Origin of the sequence: Aquirufa antheringensis (genome assembly GCF_023921165.1) — a bacterium.
In the GTDB taxonomy this organism is placed as follows: Bacteria; Bacteroidota; Bacteroidia; order Cytophagales; family Spirosomataceae; genus Aquirufa; species Aquirufa antheringensis.
This window is the reverse complement of record NZ_CP049835.1, coordinates 961,596-984,966: the sequence shown is the minus strand read 5'-3', so window position 1 is coordinate 984,966 and position 23,371 is coordinate 961,596. Positions and strand designations below refer to the sequence as shown.

The 23,371-nt window shown below is 45.1% G+C and carries 19 protein-coding genes; 2 read left to right on the top strand and 17 right to left on the bottom strand.

From position 1 onward, the window contains the following. Positions 1-3: 3 nt before the first annotated feature. From G9X63_RS04575 to G9X63_RS04555, 5 genes are read right to left on the bottom strand one after another with little or no spacing between them, the layout of a single operon-like run. Entirely contained in the window at positions 4-1,242 is a 1,239-nt protein-coding gene (locus G9X63_RS04575; RefSeq protein WP_252624608.1) for a flavin-dependent oxidoreductase, read from the bottom strand. Then, entirely contained in the window at positions 1,239-2,300 is a 1,062-nt protein-coding gene (gene serC, locus G9X63_RS04570; protein WP_252624606.1) for a 3-phosphoserine/phosphohydroxythreonine transaminase, read from the bottom strand. Before serC ends, G9X63_RS04575 begins: the two co-directional genes overlap by 4 nt. After that, positions 2,300-3,472, bottom strand: coding sequence for an MFS transporter (locus tag G9X63_RS04565; RefSeq protein WP_252624605.1), 1,173 nt, complete (start codon positions 3,470-3,472; stop codon positions 2,300-2,302). The genes serC and G9X63_RS04565 overlap by 1 nt, the downstream gene beginning before the upstream one ends. Positions 3,473-3,477: 5 nt before the next feature. Further along, positions 3,478-3,987, bottom strand: coding sequence for a DUF3237 domain-containing protein (locus G9X63_RS04560; protein WP_223129860.1), 510 nt, complete (start codon positions 3,985-3,987; stop codon positions 3,478-3,480). 14 nt (positions 3,988-4,001) lie between these two features. Then, positions 4,002-4,382, bottom strand: coding sequence for a hypothetical protein (locus G9X63_RS04555; RefSeq protein WP_252624604.1), 381 nt, complete (start codon positions 4,380-4,382; stop codon positions 4,002-4,004). 19 nt (positions 4,383-4,401) lie between these two features. Here G9X63_RS04555 and G9X63_RS04550 point away from each other — a divergent pair, with 19 nt between their 5' ends. Beyond that, positions 4,402-5,532, top strand: coding sequence for a glycerate kinase (locus tag G9X63_RS04550; RefSeq protein WP_252624603.1), 1,131 nt, complete (start codon positions 4,402-4,404; stop codon positions 5,530-5,532). Positions 5,533-5,747: 215 nt separating this feature from the next. Here G9X63_RS04550 and G9X63_RS04545 read toward each other — a convergent pair whose 3' ends face one another. From G9X63_RS04545 to rpsA, 11 genes are all read right to left on the bottom strand, one after another. Further along, positions 5,748-6,512: a hypothetical protein gene (locus G9X63_RS04545; protein WP_252624602.1), complete on the bottom strand. Its 765-nt coding sequence runs from the start codon at positions 6,510-6,512 to the stop codon at positions 5,748-5,750. Between the two features lie 239 nt (positions 6,513-6,751). Beyond that, complete coding sequence (locus tag G9X63_RS04540) at positions 6,752-7,900, bottom strand: methionine aminotransferase (RefSeq protein WP_130895735.1); 1,149 nt, start codon at positions 7,898-7,900, stop codon at positions 6,752-6,754. Between the two features lie 3 nt (positions 7,901-7,903). Further along, positions 7,904-8,974 carry an N-acetylglucosamine-6-phosphate deacetylase gene (gene nagA, locus G9X63_RS04535; protein ID WP_130895736.1) on the bottom strand — a complete coding sequence of 357 codons (1,071 nt, stop codon included), beginning with the start codon at positions 8,972-8,974 and terminating at the stop codon, positions 7,904-7,906. A gap of 2 nt (positions 8,975-8,976) precedes the next feature. After that, positions 8,977-10,665, bottom strand: a complete 1,689-nt coding sequence (ggt, locus tag G9X63_RS04530; RefSeq protein WP_130895737.1) for a gamma-glutamyltransferase — start codon at positions 10,663-10,665, stop codon at positions 8,977-8,979. 103 nt (positions 10,666-10,768) lie between these two features. Then, positions 10,769-14,140: an efflux RND transporter permease subunit gene (locus G9X63_RS04525; protein ID WP_252624859.1), complete on the bottom strand. Its 3,372-nt coding sequence runs from the start codon at positions 14,138-14,140 to the stop codon at positions 10,769-10,771. 64 nt (positions 14,141-14,204) lie between these two features. Beyond that, positions 14,205-15,314, bottom strand: a complete 1,110-nt coding sequence (locus tag G9X63_RS04520; RefSeq protein ID WP_130922311.1) for an efflux RND transporter periplasmic adaptor subunit — start codon at positions 15,312-15,314, stop codon at positions 14,205-14,207. A gap of 7 nt (positions 15,315-15,321) precedes the next feature. Beyond that, positions 15,322-16,665: a TolC family protein gene (locus tag G9X63_RS04515; RefSeq protein ID WP_236633176.1), complete on the bottom strand. Its 1,344-nt coding sequence runs from the start codon at positions 16,663-16,665 to the stop codon at positions 15,322-15,324. Then, positions 16,662-17,264: a TetR/AcrR family transcriptional regulator gene (locus tag G9X63_RS04510; protein WP_252624601.1), complete on the bottom strand. Its 603-nt coding sequence runs from the start codon at positions 17,262-17,264 to the stop codon at positions 16,662-16,664. Before G9X63_RS04510 ends, G9X63_RS04515 begins: the two co-directional genes overlap by 4 nt. Before the next feature lie 102 nt (positions 17,265-17,366). Further along, positions 17,367-17,876 carry a cupin domain-containing protein gene (locus G9X63_RS04505; protein WP_252624600.1) on the bottom strand — a complete coding sequence of 170 codons (510 nt, stop codon included), beginning with the start codon at positions 17,874-17,876 and terminating at the stop codon, positions 17,367-17,369. A 66-nt stretch (positions 17,877-17,942) separates the two neighbouring features. Further along, positions 17,943-19,376 (bottom strand): Gfo/Idh/MocA family protein, encoded by a 1,434-nt coding sequence (locus G9X63_RS04500; protein WP_130895744.1) that lies wholly within the window; start codon positions 19,374-19,376, stop codon positions 17,943-17,945. Positions 19,377-19,485: 109 nt separating this feature from the next. Beyond that, the gene (gene rpsA / locus G9X63_RS04495; RefSeq protein ID WP_130922308.1) at positions 19,486-21,327 is read right to left on the bottom strand and encodes a 30S ribosomal protein S1; all 1,842 of its coding nucleotides are present in this window, start codon (positions 21,325-21,327) and stop codon (positions 19,486-19,488) included. 208 nt (positions 21,328-21,535) lie between these two features. Here rpsA and G9X63_RS04490 point away from each other — a divergent pair, with 208 nt between their 5' ends. After that, positions 21,536-22,588 (top strand): aldose epimerase family protein, encoded by a 1,053-nt coding sequence (locus tag G9X63_RS04490; protein WP_252624599.1) that lies wholly within the window; start codon positions 21,536-21,538, stop codon positions 22,586-22,588. Here G9X63_RS04490 and mazG read toward each other — a convergent pair. Continuing rightward, positions 22,585-23,370 carry a nucleoside triphosphate pyrophosphohydrolase gene (gene mazG / locus G9X63_RS04485; RefSeq protein ID WP_130922306.1) on the bottom strand — a complete coding sequence of 262 codons (786 nt, stop codon included), beginning with the start codon at positions 23,368-23,370 and terminating at the stop codon, positions 22,585-22,587. The two genes, G9X63_RS04490 and mazG, sit on opposite strands and share 4 nt — an antisense overlap. Position 23,371: the final 1 nt, after the last annotated feature.

Sequence of the window (23,371 nt, the reverse complement as noted above, 5' to 3'; positions counted from 1 at the left end):
GTTCTACGTTTTAGCGTTCAGGCTTTGGATGTCAAAACCTGCTACTTGTTTATACTGATTCATAATTTGTGCTAGTTCTTCGTGCGGAATTTCGTCTTCACTAAAACCCGCAGGGAAACGCTCTTCCATGAGATCCATAATGAAATCGGGTCCTTTTTGGCGGTTTTGTAAGACTACTTTTGCCGTGGCAGGTACGCGCTCTTGGTCGTAATGAACGAGCGCTTGAATGACATCTTTTTCCGCTAATAGAGCTAAGGCCAAAGCGTCCGCATCCAATATCGCTTGCGAAGCTCCGTTCGATCCGATGGGGTACATCGGATGCGCCGCATCCCCTAAAAGAGTGACACGGGAGAATGACCATTTGTCCAAAGGATTGCGGTCTGACATCGGGAATTCGAAGATGCCGCCAGCTGTTTTTTCGATCATTTCCGGCACATCGATCCAGTCAAATTTCCAGTCTTTGTAAAGTTCCAGTAACGGACCTTTTTCCACTTTGCGATTCCAATCACGCACCGTAATTTTTGCCCCTTCTGGCTCGCGAACGTTTGCCACCCAGTTGATGACTTGGTTCCCATCTGCGTCCGGTTCGCCTATGGGATAGATGACCATTTTCTGCTTGTTTGACCCGATCATGGCCATCGAAGAACCTGTTTGATAGGGTTTGATTTTGGCCGTTCCTCGGTATAAGATATTGCCAGAAAACACGACTCCACCTTCGTTGGGATAGAGTTTTTGACGCAAAACGGAATTGATTCCGTCGGCACCTATCAAGATATCTCCCTCTTCTTCCGCTACGATCTGCCCCGTTTCCTTGTTGATAAATGTGGCCGTGATTTTGTCCCCCTTTTCTTCAAAAGAATGTAAATGGCAATTCGTTTTTAAGTTCTCCGCACCGATGGTTTTCAGGGTTTCTTCCCAAAGCATCACCTGGAATTTCCCGCGGTGAATCGAAAACTGTGGCCAGCGATATCCAGCGAATTTCCCCCGCGGTTCTGACCAGAAAAACTGCCCAAAACGGTTTGCATAGATTAACTCCTTTGTCTCCACCGCAATGGCTGAGACTTTCGGTAATAATCCAATATTCGTCAATACGCGCACGGCATGAGGTAGAATATTAATTCCCACCCCGAGCGGTTTTACTTCTTCCACGGATTCGAAAACCTTTACTTCAAATCCGGCCTGATGTAAGCGCAAAGCAGTCACCAAACCTCCAATTCCACCACCAGCGATGATTATTTTCATAGGGACAAGTTTTGCAATAAATCTACTAAATGAGCCACGCTGGCTAGCGGTTGGCCGTTATAGATGGAGGCTCTGAACCCTCCTTTGGTCGGAAAACCTTTAATCCCTACGATGTCATTTTGCTCTAAAAACAAGTTAATCTTCTGATCCATCTCTGGCGATTGACTCGTAAAGCAGGCGTTCATCAAGGAGCGATCTTCCGTAGCCACAATGCCTTTCAGCAGAGGATTTCGGTCGATTTCGTTGTAAATCAAAGCGGATTTTTGTTCACTCAAACGTTGCATTTCCGCTAGTCCACCTTGTTTATCAATATACCGAAGCATCAATAGCGCCACATAAACCGGATAAGTCGGGATGGTATGGTAAAGTGAATTTTCGGCGATATGCGTATGATAATCAAATATCTTAGGAACCTTACGGCTATTTTTCTCCGGCAAAACCGCCTTATTCACCAGCACGCAGGTAATCCCAGCGATCCCAAAATTCTTCTGTGCGGACGCGAAAATCACCCCAAATTTCTCCATCGGTAAGGGTCTCGACAAGAAATCAGATGTCATATCTGCGACTAAAGGAACATCAACTTCAGGAAACTCATGGTATTGCGTTCCGTCGATCGTCTCATTCGAAACGACGTGTAAATAACGTGCACCTTGAACGTCTGTGATTTTAGGGATTCGGTCGTAGTTCGTGTCTTTGGAAGAAGCTAAAAAGAAGGCATTCGCCTCATTTGCCGCCGCTTCGATTGCACGTCCCGCCCAAAATCCCGTGTCCACAAATGCAATCTTATCCTGGGGTTCTGTCAGATTCATCGGTGCCACGGTCAGCTGACTAGATGCCCCTCCGGGTAACCAAAGCACAGCCCAATCATCCGAAAGGCCATATAATTTTTTCACGAGCGCATTCGCTTCGTCTAATAAATCCGTGAAAATGGGAGAACGGTGGCTGATTTCAGCGATAGAAACGCCCATTCCGTTGTAGTCAACTAAACCCGCCGCTGCCTCTTGAATAACCTCAATGGGAAGAGTCGCCGGTCCAGGAAAGAAATTGTGTTTGCGCATTAGGAAATGGTTTGGGAACTAATTTTTAGCGTAATAATTCCGGCAAGTAAGGAAGGCAAGGCGAAGAATAGGAAGCTTTCAGCCATACCTAAACCTAGGCCCACTAAAATGCCCCCTGAGATCGGACCTAAAATACCACCTAAACGCCCCATGCCGATTGCCCAGCCAATACCCGTCGAACGAATCGCGGTCGGATACATTCTCGCCGCTACGGCATATAATCCTACGAAGCTACCTTGCACCCCGAAGCCTAGGAAAAACAACACCACTAGGATCAAATTAGATCCAGAAAATTGTCCAAAAATTCCTAATAGAACTGCCGTAATTAATAACAACACTCCGATCGATTTTTTCAAGCCAAAACGGGTCGAAAAATAACCTTGCACTGGAATGCCCACGATGGCTCCCAGATTAAAGATCGTTCCGGAATAAATCGCTAATTCCATCGATAGGCCAGCATTAGAGGCTAATTTTGGAATCCAATTCATCAAGAAATACAGGGTAGTGAAAGATAAAAATAAAGCACTCCATAACTGCCAAGTGCTCCACTTAAAATCAGACGTAAACAAGGCGCTGATCTTGGCGTCTTCTGGCTTGGCTTTGGCCTTAAATTCATCTGATTCTTTCAGGAAGAAAAACAGGATGGGGATCACCAGAAAAGTCGCTAAACCCGCTAATTCAAATAGGTGCTCCCAGCCGCTTTCTGCGATAATTTTCGCGGAAGAAATGCCGGTTAACACGGCCCCCACCGGATAGCCCGCCACCACCGTGCTCACCCAAAAATCGCGCGTAGATGCAGGCGCATATTCCGCCGTAATCGCCGCCGTACTCGCCATCATCGTCCCGATGCCGAGTCCACTGATAAATCGATAGATCATCAAAATGTTCACATCCGTCGCGTAGGAGGTCAAATATATGCAGGTTCCCATAATCACCGCCGCCAGAATCATTAACGGTTTCCGCCCAAAACGATCCGCCAACGGAGCTAAAAATATCGCACCCACCGTCATCCCGACCAGGCCAGAACTAAACACAATTCCTAAATTCGCTGGGGAAATACTCCAGGCCTTCGCGATCGCCGGAGCCGTATAAGAAATGATCAACACATCCATGCCATCGAGCATGTTGCACAGAAAACAGATCAAAATAATCAGTACTTGTATCGCTCTCATCGGCATTACATTACTTTCCAAACACGAATCAACACGTAATCAGGCAAGCGTTCACCCGTACAAACAAAAAGGCTGTTGTTTACCCAATCGTATTTGCCTTTAGGCGCATCGAATTTAGGCATCGCCCGGAAATAGTATTCATTCGCATCTACCTTTTCCCCTTTGGCTAATCGTGCCGCGATTTCGGGAGTTGCTGCGCGTATGCCTGTATTTTTGACATAAATCAAGGTGCCATCATCCGTTCTAAATTGGTAATGTGCCTCTAATTCGGTTACTCCATCCGCTCGCAATATTTGCCAATCTGCTCCACCATTCAAGATTTCTCCCTTGATTTTAGGACCTTCCACCGTTCCACCGATAATGGGAATAATGCGGCGCGTTCCGTGAGGGGTTTCGCCCACGATTAAAGCAGGATCCAGTTTTACTTTTAGTTCACAGAAGAAATCGAGCGCTGGCGCTTTTTGGGCCTGGGACATAGTAATGCTCATAAAGAATAGGAATAGAATTTTTTTCATAGGTTTAGTTTTAATCAGGGCAATCCTTGCTGAAAGGTAATTTCAGTCGTTAATCCCATTGCACTGAAACGAAAAGCCATCGTACGTGCCTGAGACGAATTCGTAATTTTATCACAATGAGGGCCTTTTTCCAAAAAATACACGTAATATTCCTGATTTCGGTCCGCTAATTGTTGAATATCGGGTTTCCCCAGGATGTCTTCCAAATCATTAGAGCTAACCCCCTTCCACGTCATTTTATGCGTTTTCAGCCAGTCGATCTGCTTTTCTCTCGTCCCGCCACAACTCCCGCGGTCCTTTTTAAAGCTTTCTACATCAAGGCCGGTCAAATCAGGTTGATTCGTACACGAAACGGATATCAAAAATAAGAGGGCAAAGGCTGTCAGTATTCTCATACCTTAAATTTAAGGAATTGTGGCTAAATTGCGGCATAAATCCATCGCTGTGCATATTTTAATCTCTCCTGATAAGTTTAAAGGCTCTCTTTCCGCCTCGCAAGTGTGCGTAGCGCTTGAAAAAGGGATTAAGAAACGTCGTCCCAAAACCGTTTTCACCACCCTCCCCCTCGCCGATGGCGGGGAAGGTACCTTGGAAGTAATTCAACAATTGCATGGCGGAACGTGGATTACAGCAGACACGTTCGATCCGCTAATGCGCCCCATTCAGGCAGATTATTTATGGTTAGCGGATCAAAAAACCGCATACATCGAAATGGCCCGCGCCTCTGGGCTCGCCTTATTGTCTGTAAAAGAGCGTAACCCATTTAAAACCTCGACTTTCGGAACTGGAGTTCTCATCGCGGATGCGTTACAACGCGGCGCCACCCAAATCATTCTCACCATCGGTGGTTCAGCCACAAATGATGCGGGAATTGGAATGGCTGCTGCTATGGGTTGGACCTTTTTGGATGAAGAAGGGGCTACTCTGAATCCAGTAGGCAAAAACATGATTCGCATTGCTTCCATATCAGCTGCTGGACCAGTCTCTTGTTCTTTCACGGTCGTTACAGACGTAACCAATCCCCTGGCTGGGAGCGATGGAGCAGCCCACGTTTTCGCCGCTCAAAAAGGTGCGACCGCCACGGCAATTAAACAATTAGACAAAGGTCTAAATAATATAGCGTCCTTCTTCGGATCCATCGCATCAGAACCCGGAGCGGGTGCCGCCGGTGGGCTTGGAGCAGGCGCCCGTTATTTCCTAAACGCTAAAATTGTCTCGGGATCTAGCTGGGTAATGGACAAGATTCATTTTAACCGGGCCCTTTTAAAAGCGGATTTCATTATCACTGGCGAAGGCAAGATCGATTCCTCTACCTGGGGAGGCAAAGTAGTGTCCGAAGTCGTGAAACGTTGCGATAAAGTCTTTAAGCAAACTATTTTGGTCTCAGGTGCCTTTGAAAGTTCTGCTAATTTCCCCCTGTTTTTGGATGAAAATGACGTGTTTACGATTGCGTCCCGTTCTACAGATGCAACTGATTCAATCGAACGTGCCGCTGAGATTTTAGAGCAGATCGGGGAAGAGATTGCGTTAAAGTATTTGAATTAGGGATTTAATTACCTTATTAAGAGTGATTTTTTCTTAAGACAGAATAATATAATATTGGCCCTAGTAATGGCATATAAAATATCATAAAGGAAAGATTCAATTTTGCCTTTTTTGAAATCGTTTTTGATTTATATATATCTAGGATTGCAACAATACTTGTTAAAATTGTTGATATTAATAAGAGGCCTATAATTGTATTTTTCATAATTGAATAGCTAGTAAGCGGAACTTAAATAAACGCATGTTGCACTTTTTGATACCCAACATGAAGCCCATCCTAATATAGGAATATCGCAAACAAATGTTGAAAATCCATCTGCTGATATTGCATCCGTTGCACATTTGTAACATTCTGAAAAGGATATATTTTGATCACTGTTACTATCGCAAAGTGAATAAATTCCTCCAGTAGAACCAAGTAATTGCGAGGAATTTTCTACTTGTTTAGAGGACTGTTTCAAATTAGGATTATCGTATTTTTCTTCAAGATTTTTCGAAAGTCCTTTTGAATCCCATTTTTTAATTAGGTTATTGACTACGTAAACAGACGAGTGATTGAATAAATCATAGTTGATGTCAACCATTTCTATGTTACCTGTTTTTGTTTTAAAATCATACTTTCGATAATCTACTAGGTTTATAGCATAGTCATCATTGTGGGGAAGTCTATTATTGGGGATTTTGATTGACTCTATTGTAGCTACAACAACTCCATTTTTTATAATTGGTGTTATGATTAGCGTTGCTGTATCGCCAGATGAAATCATTAATGTAATGACTTTAGATTCACTAAAGTTTATAATTCCAAAGCTTGAGATATATTCTTGATTTCTATGAACCGTAGAAGAAAGCATTAATTTTTTAGCTTCAAAGGAAAGGTCGTTTTGAGGTAAGGCAATTTCCATTTTTGTACATCCTAAAATGACAACTAATGTAAAAATGAAAAAGTAAAAAGCGCGGGTCATTTGTGTTAATTTCATTTTGTGGAATATTAGGTGGTTTGATATTTTGTTCCCTACTCTTATCTGGTTTTTAGGGGTTCACCATTTACTCGGTGCGAAAAAATCGCAAAAATTAAGTGTACTATGAAGTATGAAGGGGGAACAGATGTACCTAATCGATCGCTTAGGCCGAGGTAAATGTAGGATTGTTTTTGGAGAAACAATATAAAATAGAAAATGAGGACATAAATTATCAAGAAACTGATAATTTAATGAAGCTAAAATGCGTTTACTAAACGTTTCGCCGCTTCCACCAGCACTTCATCCTCTTTCGCAAAACAGAAGCGCAAGATTTTATCCCCAGGATCGGTTTCGTAGAAAACGGAAACGGGAATGGAGGCCACTTTGATTTCACGCGTAAGGCGATCGGCTAAATCCACATCCTTCTCGTTAGATATAGCTGAATAATCGAGGCATTGGAAGAAACTTCCGGCGCTAGGGAGTATTTTCCAACGACTTCCCACGAATTGGGAGGCGAAAAGGTCGCGCTTTTTTTGGTAAAAATCAGACAAACCGAGGTAATGAGCGGGCTCTTTCAAGTAATCTGCCAAAGCATATTGCAAAGGTGTCGCACTCGAAAAGGTGACCCATTGGTGGAGTTTTCTAAACTCAGCAGTCAAGAACGCCGGAGCGATACAATAGCCTATTTTCCAGCCCGTGATGTGGTAAGTTTTGCCAAAAGATCCACACACAAAACTGCGTTTACGCAATTCTGGATGTAATAAAACACTGGCGTGTTGTGCGCCATCGAAAACGATATGTTCATATACTTCGTCAGAAACGATCAATATATTCGTTCCTTTAACCACCTGTGCAAAGGCATCTAAATCCGCCATTGACCATACCGCTCCGGTCGGATTGTGCGGGCTATTCACCATAATCGCTCTCGTTCGGGGCGTAATTTTCGCAGTAACGGAAGACCAATCAATCGCAAAATTGTTCGAAGCCTTAAGTGGAATATGGATAGGAATTCCCCCTGCTAATCGAATGATGGGATCATAAGCATCGTAACTTGGGTCGAATAGTATGACCTCATCTCCGGGCGAAACGCAACAATGAATGGCAGCAAAAATGGCTTCCGTCGCGCCAGAAACAATTGTCATTTCTGAATCTGCATCGACAGGTATGTTATAAAAAGACGACGTTTTTGCCGCTAGCGATTGACGTAAAGCGGGAACACCGGCCATGGGGGCATATTGGTTATGGCCTTTGGCATACTGCTGTAATAATTCCTGCAAAGCGGGGGCACAATCGAAACCCGGAAAACCTTGGGAAAGGTTTAATGCCCCGTGCTCGATGGCGAGGGCAGACATTTTGGTAAAAATAGTGGTCTGAACTTGTGGCTGCTTCGATGGAAATGTAATCATAGCCTAATTTAACAAGGCTTTTCCATCGTACCAAACTTGTGCCACTTCCAGCGCCGGATTCAGCTCCACAAAGCAAGCACGTTTCCCTACTTCAATACTGCCTAAATCAGGTAAATTCGCCACTTCTGCCGGGTAAACTGTCGCCATCCGTATCGCCTCTTCTAACGGGATCGAAGCCTGTTCAACACAGTTTTGAATCGCCTCCATCATCGTCAAGGAAGAACCTGATAAAATACCCGCTTCGTTCGTGAAGCGACCGTCTTTGGCTAAAAAGGAATAGGGTCCAGACACATCATTCGTCACCGCATCCGTAATCAAAAACAGGCGACCTTTTTTCAAGCGATAGGCCAGTTCTAGTGATTTGAAATCGCAATGCAAACCGTCCGCAATAATGCTCGTCCACGCCTGAGATTGGAAGCTAGCTCCCACTAGACCTAAAGCCCGTGACTGCCACTGCGACATCGCATTAAACAGGTGTGTGATGCGAGATACACCCTTATCTATGGCGTTCATCGCTTGCTCAAAAGTGGCGTCGCTATGTCCCAGAGAGCACATGATGTGGCTTTTTACTACTAATGAAAGCTCCTCAGCGCTGAACATTTCAGGCGCAATTGTCAAGTAGGTGGGAATACCTTTCGTTCGCTCGATAAGCTCTTCTAGGAAAGCCAAAGATGGCTTTTGGACGAAGGCCTCCTGGTGCGCCCCGCGTCTAACCGGATTAAAAAAGGGCCCTTCTAAATGCAATCCCACTAGCCCAGGCCCGGTGTAAGTTGAATAAGCTTCGATAGCCTTCCACATGGAAGAAGCTGGCGAACAGTTCAGCGTAATTTGAAAGGCAACCGTACCTGTTTTATAGTGCTCGTCGAAGGTCGCTTGGATGGCCTCCGTTGTCTGGTGATTGGAAAAGAGAATCCCACCACCACCGTAAATTTGGAGGTCAATAAATCCGGGAACAAGGATGTTTTCAGACGCCGCGCCTACTCCGTCCGAAATAGCCGAAATGAGACCATTTTCTACAATGATTTCTTTGTTCTCTAGCCATTCGTGGCCCGTGAAAATGCGACTTGCAAACATCCTTAATATCCTGTGGCTTGTCCGTCTTTTCTCGATTCTGTCGCTCCATAATATACTTTGCGAACCGGATCGTATTTAATGCATTGGTAGCCTCCATAAATACCGCTCATATAGCCCACCTGATGCCCTTTTTGCAATAAATCGCGAATGACTTCATACGGATAACCGTGCTCCAGGGTAATCATACCGCCAGTCGTTTCCATTGTCTCGCCCGTAGGTTCAGAGGAACCTTCGTGGTTCATGCGGGGATAATCGCCTGCTTCTTGTACGTTTAGGCCAAAGTCCACCACGTTCATCACAATCTGCACATGACCCATCGGTTGGAACGCGCCACCCATCACGCCAAAGCTCATCACCGGCTGACCATCCTTCGTCATAAAGGCTGGAATGATCGTTTGGAATGGTCTTTTTCCTGGCGCATAGCTATTGTTTTCACCTTCTTTTAGGTTGAATAATTCTCCCCTATCTTGGAACATAAAGCCTAAACCATCCGGCATCATGCCTGACCCAAAACCTCGGTAATTACTCTGGATTAATGACACCATATTGCCGTCCTTATCAGCCACGGTCAAGTAGATCGTGTCCCCCTCTTTCAAGGCAGGATTTCCCGCCTCGTAATGGCGACCCGCGCGATTCGGGTTGATCAACGCCCGGCGCTTCGCGCCGTACTCTTCTGAGATGAGTTCCGCTACCGGAATTTTGGCAAACTCAGGGTCTGCATAGTATTTTGCGCGGTCTTCGAACGCTAGTTTTTTGGCCTCCGTAAACAAATGCACGTGCTCCGCAGAACCCAGTTTAATTTTGGAAAAATCATAGCCCTCTAAAATGGTTAACATCTGTAAAGCCGCGATCCCCTGGCTATTCGGCGGCAATTCCCACACATCATACCCACGGTAATTCACGGAAACCGGCTCCACCCAAGTAGACGTGTGCGACGCTAAATCCTCATAGCTCAAAAACCCACCATTCTTCTTCATAAACGCGTCCATTGTCCGCGCCATATCGCCCTTATAAAAGGCATCACGTCCCTCTTTTCCTAGTTTCTCTAAGGTATTCGCTAAGTTCGGGTTCTTGAAAATATCACCCTCCACCGGCGTTTTTCCAGTTGGATAGTAGTGGTTTGCCACATTCGGAAACTTACCATAATTCGCCGGAACCCGACCTAATGCGGAAGCAAATTCACCGTGCACAGGGAAGCCATTGCGCGCATAGGAAACGGCCTTTTCTAACACCTTGTTCATCGGCATCGACCCGAATTTCTTGTGCAATTCAAACCAGCCATCCACACAACCCGGCACGCTCACCGGCAATGGACCCAGCGACGGAATGTGTGTCAATCCGCGCTTTTTGAACTCCGCTAAAGTCAAAGATTTGGGTGATCTCCCCGACGCATTCAAGCCATATAATTTCTTCGTTTTCGCATCCCAAACAATCGCAAACAGATCCCCGCCTATCCCATTCACATGTGGCTCCACGACACCTTCCATCGCATTCGCCGCAATAGCTGCGTCGATCGCATTTCCACCGGCTTTCAGCACATCAAGTGCAGCCTGAGTAGACAATGGATGTGAGGTAGCAGCCATCCCATTTTGGGCAATGGCCTGTGAGCGAGTCGCCCAAACTTTACCATACGGACGATCTTGCGCCTGAGCAAACAGGGGCAAACAAAGGAGTAGGAGTAATTTCTTCATGTTGTTGATTTTGAAACAGTAAATTAGGGAATGGTGGGGAAAAAAACAAAAAACCCCTAGACTTATCGTCCAGGGGTTTTTGCAATTCTTGAACCTCAATAAATTAAACGGTTTTCGTGAACCACTTTTGCTTGATACGCTCTGAGATGTAGTACATACACGGAACGATGATTAAGGTTAAAATGGTGGAGAACGTTAATCCGAAGATGATCGTCCAGGCTAAGATTCCCCAGAAAACGGCGGATTCAGAACCGATGAAGATGTGTGGATTTAATTCTGTGAACATGCCCACGAAGTCGATGCTTAAGCCTAATGCCAAAGGAATTAAGCCTAATACCGCCGCCGAAGCCGTCAACAACACTGGAGTTAAACGAATCCCACCACCCTCGATGATCGCCTCTTTCAAATCGTAACCACGCTTAAAGCGAAGCTCCTCGATGAATTCGATTAATAGGATACCATTCTTTACTACGATACCAGCCAGGGCGATGATACCCACGCCGGACATAATCACGGAGAAGGTCATTCCGAAAGCCATGAATCCTAATAAAACGCCGATTAACGATAATAAGATGGTTGCGAAGATGATCATTGGTTTTACCGCAGAGTTAAACTGCGTTGCCAGGATCAGGTAGATTAAGATTAACGCGACTAAGAAGGCTACGCCTAGGAAGGCGCCGGATTCTTTTTGGTCCTCTTGCTCACCACCCATGCGAAGTGTATAGCCCTGCGGCACTTCGATTCCTTCGAAAAGCGTGGTTAATTCGCCCACGATCTCATTCGCGTTATAGCCTTGAACGACGTCTGAACCTAGGGTTACGACACGCTCTTGGTTTTTGCGGTTGATTTGGCTGAAAGAAGTGGCATAGCGAATATCAGCGATAGAATTCAATGGAACCTGGCGCAAGGCGCCGCCCATGTTCATATCGCGGTAGGTGATATTCATTTGCAATAATTTCTCGATTTGGTTGCGAGAATCTCCTTTTAAGCGCAATTGAATAGGATATTCATCCTTTGTATCGCGGAATTTCGAGATTTCTGCGCCAAATAATCCCGTACGCACCGCCATCGCCACTTGAGCTGATGATATGCCCTCGCGAGACGCTTTCTCGCGGTCTACGTCGATGATGATTTCCGGCTTGTTTGTCACTAAATCGGATTTCAACTCTTGGATACCTTGGATGCCAGCGCTCGAGATCGCTGCACGTACTTTTTTCTCTAAAGATTGTAAAACCGCGAAGTCTTCTCCAGCGATTTCGATTGAAATAGGCTTACCCGTAGGCGGTCCATTGTTCTCGCGTTCGATGGCAATTTCGACTCCGGCTAGGGGATTTTTGGCAAAATCCGCTTGAATTTTACTCAAAACCTCACCCGTTTTAATGCCCTCGCGCAATTGCAATTTCTCGAATGCAATCGTCACCTTACTCTTGTGTGGCGTTGCCCCACGGTCTGGTTGCATCGGATCTCCCGCGTTTTTACCCACGTTCGAAATGACCGAATTGACAATTTTATTGTAACCCTCTTTGTTTAAGAAAGCAGAAACACGCTTCTCGATCACTTTCGTCACGGAATCCGTAACGACCGCATCGGTACCGATTGGGTTTTTGGAATAAATATAAATGTAATCCGGATCGCCTGAAGGGAAGAAAACCACCTTCGGCTTCACCACGCCTAAAAGCATGATTGTCACGACCAATAAAACGAAGGAAGAAATCGTGGCATAAATAGGGCGCTTACCCATCAATACCCATGAAATTAACTTGCGGTAATTCGTTTTGAAATTAGGCAAAGTAACCTCCTGGAACGGCACAATCCACTTCGGAGTAATAACAAAGTGATTGAATATGTACAGAATGATGCAAAGCATGAAGAAGTTTCCAAAGCCAAAGTGACCCAAGCCAAAGCCCATCACATAACCGAAAACCGCCAAGCTCAACAAGATGAATACCGTGCGACGGATATCCGAGAACTGCGGATTTTTCACGTCGTTCACCTCTTCATCGTGACGCTTCATAAACGTAATCGCGAACACCGGGTTCATTACGTAAGCCACAAATAGGGACGCGAAAAGCGTAATGATCAACGTAATAGGTAAGTATTTCATGAACTCACCCACGATACCTGGCCAGAATAACAAAGGCAAGAATGGCGAAATCGTCGTCAATGTACCTGATAATACCGGCACGAATACCTCTGAAGCGGCTAATTTCACCGACTCGGTAATCGTCAATTTCTTGAAGTTATTGAATAAACGGTGGGCATTCTCGATGACCACAATCGCGTCATCCACCACAATACCGAGGCCTAAAAGGAAACCAAATAAGACGATGGTATTTAAGCTAAAGTCTAAAGAAGGCATGAACAAGAAGGTCATCAAAGCCGATAAAGGCACCGATAGGCCCACGAATACCGCATCTCTAACACCCATGAAGAACATCAATACGATAACGACAAAGATGAAACCTAGGATTACGGTATTAATCAAATCCGCTAAATCACCACGCGTACGCTCGGATTGATCCGCCGTCGTTGTGACCGTTAGGCCCGCTGGGAAACGGTTTTCTTTGTATTCTTCGATCGTCTTCTCGATGCGATCTGCCGCCTCGATTAAGTTCGCACCCCCACGCTTGATGACGTTTAGAGTGATGACGGACTTGTTATTCAAACGCGCAAAATCTTGCTTCTCTTCGTAGCTATCCTTCACCTCTGCCACATCCTTTAAACGAACGCGTGCACCCGTAGAAGAACCGATCATTAGATTAGCTAACTGATCTACTGCTTTGAATTCACCTGTCACTCGAAGGGAACGACGAACGCCATCCACGGCCAAATCACCGCCTGAGATGTTCACGTTTTCGCCTTGAACGGCAGATTGGATATCGTAGAAAGTCAAACCATAACTTTGCATCTTGTACAAGTCTAGGTTGATTTGGATCTCTCTTTTCAAGGCACCGATGATGTCTACGCGGTTAATTTCCGGCATCCCCTCGATCTCGTCTTGTAAATCCTCCGCATACTTTTTCAACTTATCTAAGGGATAGTCCCCCGCGATGTTGATGTTCATAATCGGGAATTCGGAGAAGTTTACCTCAGCGACAGAAGGCTCACGCGTTAAGTCTTTAGGCAAATCTGCGATCGCTTTATCCACCGCATCTTGCGTGCGTTGCTTCGCAATGGGGACGGTGACGTCCGTATTGAATTCCACGATGATGACCGAAATATCTTGCAAAGCATTTGACTTCACACGCTTGACGCCCGTGATCGATTTGATTTGCTTTTCGATCGGTTTATTGATCGTGTTTTCGATGTCCGAGGGAGTGGTTCCGGCGTAGACTGTTTGGATGACCATTTGAGGCACCACGATGTCTGGGAATTGCTCCTTAGGTAAGCTCGAATAGATTCCCATCCCCGCCACAAATATGATGAACGTGAAGATGTAAACCGTCGTGCGGTTTTGGGCTAACCAGCCCACCATGTTATAGATCAAGCCTTTGCCTTCTGGCAATTGCTCGTTTTTGCTATTTTTTTCCATTTTCTACTTAGAAAGAGATGGCTGTACCATCTACTAAATCTTGAAATCCTTGTGTAATGATCGCGTCACCCGCTTTTAAACCTTCAGAAATCTCTGCTTGGCCGTTATAGGTTAAACCGATCGTGACTTGACGTGCACGCGCTACTTTCTTGCCATTTTCCTCTACCGCTACGTACACTAAATTACCTTTCTCCGTCTTTTGGATGATGTTTTCGCTGATCACGATCGCATTTTTCTTCGATGTATCGTTGATGTTGATCACCGCTAATAAGTTTGGCTTTAATTCGCCACCTGCATTCGGGATGCGGGCTTCGATGTCAAACGTACGGGTTAAGGGGTTTACGATTTTAGATACTAAGGAGATACGCGCTTTTAATTCCTTGTTTAAATCAGGGAATTTGATGCTGATCTCGTCGCCTTGTTTCACCGTTCCTACATACGAATCCGCAATTTTAGCCGCGATCTTTAGGTTACCTAAGTTCACGATTTGAACGATAGGGACACCAGGAGCGCCCATTTCACCTGCTTTTTGGCGAACTAATTCGATGGTTCCAGCGATCGGAGCCGTTACACGAGATAAGCCTAATTGCGCTTTCAAGGTGACGATTCTTTTCTCTAAAGACTCCATGTTAGACTTCGCGCTCAAGTATTGTACTTCTGTCCCGATTTGTTGATCCCAAAGCGCTTTTTGCTTCGTATAGATCGTCTTCGCTAACGACAATTGTTGACGAACCTCTTCTAAGGACTCTTTTAAGATGTTGTTGTCCAAAGTCGCAATCAATTGGCCCTTAGACACCGATTGTCCCGCTACGACTGGCAAGGATAAAATCACGCCACCCGTTTGTGGGCTTACTAAAACCGTGTTTTCAGCGACTACATTTCCTTGTGCTTCTACGAAGTGTTGGAACGTTTGTGCTACTAATGGGCTCACCGTTACGGCGATTACTTTCGCTGCGGCTTGCTCGGTAGGCTTACCTACTTCTTTTTCTAATTGCGCGATTTTTGCCTGGATTTCTTTTTCCTGAGACTTCAAATCCGCTAATTCTTGCTTTTTGTCTTTTGATCCGCATGCCGCGAAGAAAAGAATTCCACTTAGGAGGATGGCTATTTTTTTCATGTTTCTGTTAGTCTATGTATAGTGTACCGTTTGCTTTTTCTAATTCTACTTTCGCCACTAGGGCATTGTAAAGGGCCGTAAAGTAGTTTGCTTGTGATTCTTTAATGGATGATTCTGCGTTCAAAACCTCTAAGTTTGAACCTACCCCTTGTTGGTATTTCACCCGGGTAACGCGCGAAATCTCGTTCGCTAAGTCCAGGTTCGCTTTTTGCTCTTTCATGGATTCCAAAGCGTTTTTCATCGTAATGCTCGCCTGTGAACGCTGCAAGTCGATAGACGACTTTAACAAGCTGTAAGACTGACGCACCTTTTGTAAGTTATTCGCTGATTGAACCGCTTTGTATTTCTTAGAGAATCCGTCAAAAATCGGGATCTGCAAAGCCACCGTAACAGCTGCGTTATCGAACCATTGTTTAGTGATCAAATCGCTGAATGCATTGGCCCCTGCGTTATAACCGTAGTTCGCGTTCAACACTAAACGAGGTAAATAACCTGCTTTGATGCTCTTCAGATCTAGTTCGGCTAAGTTCTCTTGTGTTTGCAAGATGGAATACTCGATGCGGTTCGCATAATTGAAATCCCCCGCCGCATTCGTGTTGAAGGTCGCTAATTCCACCTTCTCTAAGCTCTCGCTTAGGCGAATCGGTTCTTCCATGGGGAAACCCATTTGGAATTTGAGTAAGGAATAGCTCAATGCCTGAAGGCGCTCAATATTCTCTAATTCCGTGCGCAGGTTATTGGCTTGCACATCTAAACGCTGCACGTCGATCTTTTCTACGAAACCTTGCTTGTTTAACTCGCGCGTCTCCTTCAGTAAGGTATCTAAGCGAGCTACATTTAAGGCTAAAAGTCCTTGGCGTTTTTCGTTCACCAAAATCCCATAATAAGCCTTCGTCACATTCTCTGCTACTTGCTGCTTCGATTGGGTAACCGATTTAACGGCTAAGTCTTTGTAAACGCTAGAAGCCTTCAAACCTAGTAAATAAGTTCCGTCAAAAACCAGTTGGCTCAAACCCACACTAGCAAATCCGGAATTATCCACACCGAATTTCGCGGCAATTAATTCACCATCCGCTGCAGCCGGGTTAAATATTTTAGCAGGAATGAACGCACGTTGTAAGACGATATTGTTCGTTAATGCAAGAGAACCATTGACTTGAGGTAAGCCCATGGCTTTGATCTCACTGATTTTTGCACTTGCGTTCTGCAAGTCGATTTGGCTATTTTTCACCTGGACCTGGTGGGCGATGGCATAGTCTACGGCCTGCTTTAGGCTATAAGTCTGTGCATTCGCTGCAAGGGAGGTCAACAAAAATAGACCGGCATAGATTTTTCTTAGGCGGATCATCATTTTAAATTGTTTTGGTAAGATGTGTAAAGTGTTAAACCTTTTTCGGTCAAAATGCCTCGCATGAAAATATCCATCAGCGTGAGCTGGGTTTCATACAAGGATAATTTATTGTTGGGGTAAAAATCAGGGTTGAAGGCTAAATCTACTTCGGCCATCCGCAAACGCGCTAGCAATTCGAAATCGATATCATTTCTGAAATACCCGAATTGTGCCCCCTTTTTAAAGTCAGCGATTAAATTTCCGTGAATATAATTTTCACCGTGGTTCTTGAATAATTGAAAGGCGGTAGGGAAGTATTTCTGGATTTCAAACAGTAAACGAGGGTTCATCTGCACTAGCATATCCTTCACCATCTCGAAAGATTTGAACATCTTTTCGATGACATTCGAATACAACTTATCCAGCTCCTCCCATTTCTTCATATCCTGCTCTACGAACGCTTGCACGACTTCAAAGACCATGGAGTCCTTATCCGGGAAATGTTGATAAATCGTTTTTTTAGAAATCCCTAATTCGCTGGCAATCGCATCCATCGTTACGGTCTTAACACCGTAGCGGAAGAATAATTCAGTTCCTTTTTCTAGAATGCGCGATTTCATTTGCTAACCCCATAAGTTATCGGGATGGCAAAACTATGGAAACTTTTAGAGACTACAAAGTTTTCTTGTATTATTTTAAGATTACCGGCTGGTTAAATTTGATTAACGGCCAAAATCATCCTGCAAACGGACGATATCCGATTCATCTGATGGATGCGCTACATCGGTATGTTGCCAAATCTCCGTCACCACTCCCCAGTTGTCTAAACCGACTAATCGATGGCGCATACCAGTGGGTAAGGTGATCAATTCACCCTCCTGATAAACCCCCGGAACCGATTGCTCATCCGTCTCCGAGATCACCACCCCTACCGGACCCGCATTCACTGTCCAAACCTCCGCTCTGCGGAAGTGGTATTGCCACGACAAACGCTTCTCTGGTGCCACCACTAAAAACTTAGGACTTAGCTTCTGCGTGATTTGGATCGCATCTAGTGAAAGTTGTGGGAAGAATTGAGCCGCAAATTTCGCTGCCTGGCTTTCATCTAACACAAAGAAACCTCCCCAAGGGCGGCTGTGGTCTTTGTCGATAATGGTATAACCGTGGGAAAGGATGTAGGCCTCGACTTGTGCGAAGACTTCGGAGGCAGGAGTAGTTGCGCTAAAATTCATAGTACAAAAATAAAAAAAAGACGGGAGAGCATCCCGTCTTTTCATTTCTATTTATCGAATGGTCACTTACAGTGTCCAGCCTTTGCGGTATTCGCGTTTTACAAATTGGTTCGCTGCCTCGAAGTTCGTGATGCGCATGTTTTTCGCATCCCATTCTAGCTTTTGGCGACCAATGTATTTCGCATTACGGCCTTCTCCATCACGTAATAAATACGAACGAATAGCCAGATTACCCATTAACACGGATTCCGTAAATGGAGCCGCATAATCAAATGGAGAACTGACTTCCATATTGCCAAAACCCGCTTTACAAGCCTCCACCCACTGGGTATTGTGACCGCCATCGCCGCCTTTTACCCGTGCTATGCTTGCTTTAGGAAGTTCTGATTCATCTACCCGTACACCATTACGGTAAACTTTTGGATTCATACCATACGTTCCGCAGGTCATGATTCCTTTCGAACCGATCAGGATAACGCCATTCGTTCCATCCGCATCTCCGATCACATCGGTCGAAGGAATTCCGTCTGGATGTGGTGCGCGAAGGCCACCGTCAAACCAGGTTAACTTCACAGGAGAATTATTTTTCTTCGAAGGACCATAGTGTAAGGTTACCATCGAGCTAGGAGGACATCCTTGTGGAATGTGCTCCGGTGTCCAATCCTGTAAGAAAACAGAACCTACGGAACATTCTACGTCGATCGCATCGCGGATGCCTAGCACTTTGAAGGGAGGGTCTAATAAGTGACATCCCATATCTCCTAGGGCACCTGTACCATAATCCCACCAGCCTCTCCATTTGAAGGGAAGAAAAGCAGGGTTATATTCTCTGTATTTCGAAGGTCCTAACCAAAGATCCCAATCTACCTCAGCCGGTGCTGGGGAACCAGCCGCTGGGTAAGCAATTCCTTGTGGCCACACTGGACGGTTTGTCCACACTAACACTTCTTTTACTTTTCCGATCGCCCCGCCATCGAACCATTCCATCATTTTACGAACACCGTCGCCAGATGAACCTTGGTTACCCATTTGGGTGACTACTTGCATCTCACGTGCTTTCTCCCCTAGGATACGAGCCTCGTAGATGTCGTGTGTCAAAGGTTTTTGTACATATACGTGTTTCTTACGACGCATGGCCTCCATCGCAATGGTAGCGTGGGTGTGGTCAGGAGTAGAAACGATGACTGCATCTACATTGCTGCCTTCTTTATCTAAAGCAGCACGGAAATCACGGTAATAGTTTGCTTTGGGTAGGTCGCCTTTGATTCGAGCGATTTGGCGATCATCGACATCGACGATAGCGACGATGTTTTCTGCCCCTTTATTGTAGGAACTCATGATATCGCTGTAGCCTTTTCCGCCACCACCGACACCCATGATGTTTAATTTGTCTGAAGGAGCAATGTAGCCCTTGCCTAGCACGTGGCGAGGTACAATGTAGAAACTGGCTGCGGCTAATCCTGCCTTACGCAGGAAGTCCCGTCTTGATTCGTTACTCATGGTTGATAGGTTTAAATGATTGGATGTAAGTTTGGAAAAAAATAGGAGAAAACAAAAAAAAGGGGTCAGCTTTCGCTAACCCCTCTCAGTATAGAACAGTTGAATGTTACTATTCAGCCTTTTTAGATTTTTTCTCTAATTTTTTAATCGCTTGTTCTCTTTCAGCACCTTCCATTTGCTCTTTTAAAGCAGATAAAGCACCGATATCTCCCATAGTCGATTTCTCAGCTGTTACACTAGCAGGCTTGTCAGCAGATTTCGCTGCTTTCTTTTTCTCTGGCTTCGCAGCAGCAGCATCAGCCGCTACTTCTTCCGCCGTTGCCGCCGTGAAAGTACGTGTGTGTGATAAGATGATCTTACGCTCTTCTTTGTGGAATTCTGTTACCACGAAGTCTAACGCTTCACCTACCTCAGCCACTGTTTCGTCTGCCTTCGTTAACTGCTTCAAAGGAGCTAATCCTTCGATACCGTATGGCAATTCTAATACACCGAACTTCTCGTTCTTCGAGATGATCGTTGATTTGTGAGTTGAGCCTAAAGTGAACACACTTTCAAATGTATCCCAAGGGTTTTCCTCTAATTGTTTGTGGCCTAAAGCTAAACGACGGTTGTCCGCGTCTAATTCGATCACTACAACATCTAAAGAATCACCTACTTTAACGAATTCAGATGGGTGTTTGATTTTCTTTGTCCAAGACAAGTCAGAAACGTGAACTAAACCGTCGATTCCTTCTTCTAATTCTAAGAATAAACCGAAGTTAGTTAAGTTACGAACGGTTCCTTTGTGCTTCGTACCGATTGCGTATTTCGCTAATAAATCAGTCTTAGTCCAAGGATCTTCTGTTAATTGCTTGATACCTAGAGACATCTTGCGCTCAGAACGATCTAATGTTAACACTACTGCTTCCATTTCGTCGCCTACTTTCAAGAAATCTTGTGGGTTACGTAAGTGTTGAGACCATGACATCTCAGACACGTGGATTAAACCTTCAACGCCTGGCAATACTTCTAAGAAAGCACCGTAATCAGCTACGTTAACGATTTTACCTTTTACTTTCGAACCTACTTCAGTTCCAGCAGCTAAAGCTTCCCAAGGGTGCGCTTGTAATTGCTTCATACCTAAAGAGATACGTTTTTTGTTTTCGTCGAAGTCTAATACCACCACTTGGATTTTTTGATCCAATTTCAATACCTCTTGTGGGTGGTTGATACGACCCCATGAGATATCTGTGATGTGAAGTAAACCATCTACACCACCTAAATCGATGAACACACCGAAATTAGTCATGTTTTTGATCACACCTTCTAGTACTTGACCTTTATCTAAGTTCGTTAAGATCGTTTGACGTTGAGCCTCTAGATCTTTCTCGATTAATACTTTGTGAGATACAACTACGTTGTCATTTGTGTGGTTGATCTTAACCACCTTAACCTCCATGTTTTTACCTACGAAAATATCGAAGTCACGGATAGGCTTCACATCAATTTGAGAACCAGGTAAGAATGCCTCGATTCCAAAGATATCTACGATTAAACCACCTTTTGTACGGCGCTTAACGAAACCATTGATGATCGTATCTTCTTCTAATGCTTTCTCGATGTTCGTCCATGCACCCATCACCTTAGCTAACTTACGTGACAAGGTTAATTGTCCGTTTGCGTCTTCTTGGTTCTCGATGTATACTTCAACCTCGTCACCAGCTTTCAAATCCGGCATATCGCGGAATTCTGAAGCAGATACTAAACCATCAGATTTGAATCCAATGTTAATGATTACTTCACGGTCAGTCTTGCTTACAACAATACCTTTCACTACTTCCTTCTCAGTGACCGAGTTCAAGGTTGCTTCGATAGCAGCCTCCATTTTTTCTTTTTGTTCTGTAGTATAGTTACCACCGAACCCTTTTCCTTCAACTAAATCCCAGTCGAAATCTTTTGGTTGTTTTGACATATTTGGTGCCCGTTTGGCTGTTTGCCTACATCAACAAGCTGGGCTAACCTGCTGAAATTAAGTTTGAAACAATTTTTAAATTGGGGTGCAAAGCTACGAAGAATTAGTTTATTTTCCATCTTTTGTGCTAAATTGTTGTCACAAACCTCGTTAACCTATGAAATATTGCTTTTTAGCCCTTTTTTTCTTGTCCCAAAACCTATTTGCTATGTCTAATCCCGGAAAACCTTTCGGTCAAACGCCTGCGGGCGAGTCTGTTACCTTGTATACCTTGAAGAATGCTCACGGCATGGAAGTTCACATCATGAACTACGGCGGCATCATCCAAAAAATCCTAACGCCGGATCGCAACGGAAAAGTGGAAGATGTGGTGCTCGGATTCGAGACTTTACAAGAATACATCAAAGACACCCCTTACTTCGGAGCCATCGTAGGCCGGTTCGGAAACCGCATCGCGAACGGGAAATTTACGCTGGACGGGAAAGTATACACCCTCGCTGCCCAAAACAACGGCCAACACCTTCACGGTGGCCTCATCGGTTTTGATAAGAAAGTATGGAAAGTAGAAGCGGCCTCCGCACAGAGCCTAAGCTTATCCTATGTTTCGAAAGATATGGAAGAGGGATTCCCCGGGAACCTAAGCGTTAAGATGACTTATAGCTTATCCGAAGACAACGAAATTAGCATCGCCTATGAGGCGACGACAGATAAAGCGACGGTATTGAACTTGAGCAATCACTCCTATTTCAACTTGAGCGGAAACACGAAACGCGATATTTTGAACCAAGAAGTGCAGATTGATGCGTCGCGATTAGTCGCGGTGAATAAGGTGTTAATTCCGACGGGCGAATTGACTCCGGTAAATGGTACGCCGTTTGATTTTACGAAGCCACATGTCGTAGGTGATCGCATAAACGACACTTCGTCAGAGCAGATTGTGTTAGGCGGAGGCTATGACCATTGCTGGGCTTTGGATAAGCCAGCCGGATCTTATGCGAAAATGGCGACAGTCTACGAACCGGTTTCGGGTCGTAAAATGACGGTGTCTACGGATCAACCTGGGGTACAGTTTTATACGGGAAATTTCCTAGATGGACATTTGACGGGGAAATATGGTGTGCAAATCACCAAGCGTTACGGACTTTGTTTAGAGACCGAGCATTTCCCAGATTCGCCTAATCACCCTAATTTCCCGAGCACGGTTTTGCGCCCAGGCGAGGTGTATAAAACGAAAACAGCGTATCAGTTTAGCGTGAACTAAAGCGTTTTCGCTTCGTTCCAGTAGATATCCATTTCTGCCAAAGTCATCTCGGAAAGCGCCTGGCCATTCTCTGCCGCGCGTTTTTCGAGGTGCTGGAAGCGCTTGATGAACTTCTTGTTCGTTCGCTCCACGGCTGTTTCGGGATTAATATCGATGAATCGGGCAAAGTTCACGAGACTGAAGATCAAGTCCCCCAGTTCGCCCTCTGCCTCCGCTTTTCCAGCAGCATCGAGTTCTTTACCCACAAAAGTTTCTTTGAATTCGCCCAGTTCTTCCTCTACTTTCTCCCAAACCTGCTCTTTTTCTTCCCAGTCAAAACCCGCACCGCGCGCCTTTTCCTGTATCCGCATCGCTTTCACGAGTGCTGGGAGAGAACCTGGAACGCCGCCCAGAACGGACGTGTTCCCCTCTTTTAATTTCAAGGCTTCCCAATTCTGCTTTACCTGCTCCTCCGTCTCAGCGACCACATCGCCATAGATATGCGGATGGCGACTGATCAGTTTTTCACACACCCCGTGCAACACGTCGCTCACATCGAAAGCCCCTTTCTCCGATCCGATTTTGCTGTAGAAAACAAGGTGTAAGAAAATATCGCCTAGCTCTTTGCGGATTTCGGTCAAATCATTTTCCATAATCGCATCGGAAAGCTCGTAGGTCTCCTCGATGGTTAAATGGCGCAATGATTCAAGCGTCTGCTTCTTGTCCCAAGGGCATTTCTCCCGCAGGTCGTCCATGATGACCAATAAACGATCGAATGCCTCCGCGGCTTTGGGGTATTTCATA

Bases quoted from the DNA above. Each gene is read 5' to 3' on its own strand.
- rpsA (WP_130922308.1), bottom strand. From the start codon at position 21,327: ATGTCAAAACAACCAAAAGATTTCGACTGGGATTTAGTTGAAGGAAAA.
- ggt (WP_130895737.1), bottom strand. From the start codon at position 10,665: ATGAAGAAATTACTCCTACTCCTTTGTTTGCCCCTGTTTGCTCAGGCG.
- G9X63_RS04510 (WP_252624601.1), bottom strand. From the start codon at position 17,264: ATGAAATCGCGCATTCTAGAAAAAGGAACTGAATTATTCTTCCGCTAC.
- G9X63_RS04545 (WP_252624602.1), bottom strand. From the start codon at position 6,512: ATGAAATTAACACAAATGACCCGCGCTTTTTACTTTTTCATTTTTACA.
- G9X63_RS04575 (WP_252624608.1), bottom strand. From the start codon at position 1,242: ATGAAAATAATCATCGCTGGTGGTGGAATTGGAGGTTTGGTGACTGCT.
- G9X63_RS04540 (WP_130895735.1), bottom strand. From the start codon at position 7,900: ATGATTACATTTCCATCGAAGCAGCCACAAGTTCAGACCACTATTTTT.
- G9X63_RS04525 (WP_252624859.1), bottom strand. From the start codon at position 14,140: ATGGTGGGCTGGTTAGCCCAAAACCGCACGACGGTTTACATCTTCACG.
- mazG (WP_130922306.1), bottom strand. From the start codon at position 23,370: ATGAAATACCCCAAAGCCGCGGAGGCATTCGATCGTTTATTGGTCATC.
- G9X63_RS04515 (WP_236633176.1), bottom strand. From the start codon at position 16,665: ATGATGATCCGCCTAAGAAAAATCTATGCCGGTCTATTTTTGTTGACC.
- G9X63_RS04505 (WP_252624600.1), bottom strand. From the start codon at position 17,876: ATGAATTTTAGCGCAACTACTCCTGCCTCCGAAGTCTTCGCACAAGTC.
- G9X63_RS04520 (WP_130922311.1), bottom strand. From the start codon at position 15,314: ATGAAAAAAATAGCCATCCTCCTAAGTGGAATTCTTTTCTTCGCGGCA.
- G9X63_RS04490 (WP_252624599.1), top strand. From the start codon at position 21,536: ATGTCTAATCCCGGAAAACCTTTCGGTCAAACGCCTGCGGGCGAGTCT.
- G9X63_RS04555 (WP_252624604.1), bottom strand. From the start codon at position 4,382: ATGAGAATACTGACAGCCTTTGCCCTCTTATTTTTGATATCCGTTTCG.
- G9X63_RS04560 (WP_223129860.1), bottom strand. From the start codon at position 3,987: ATGAAAAAAATTCTATTCCTATTCTTTATGAGCATTACTATGTCCCAG.
- G9X63_RS04565 (WP_252624605.1), bottom strand. From the start codon at position 3,472: ATGAGAGCGATACAAGTACTGATTATTTTGATCTGTTTTCTGTGCAAC.
- nagA (WP_130895736.1), bottom strand. From the start codon at position 8,974: ATGTTTGCAAGTCGCATTTTCACGGGCCACGAATGGCTAGAGAACAAA.
- serC (WP_252624606.1), bottom strand. From the start codon at position 2,300: ATGCGCAAACACAATTTCTTTCCTGGACCGGCGACTCTTCCCATTGAG.
- G9X63_RS04500 (WP_130895744.1), bottom strand. From the start codon at position 19,376: ATGAGTAACGAATCAAGACGGGACTTCCTGCGTAAGGCAGGATTAGCC.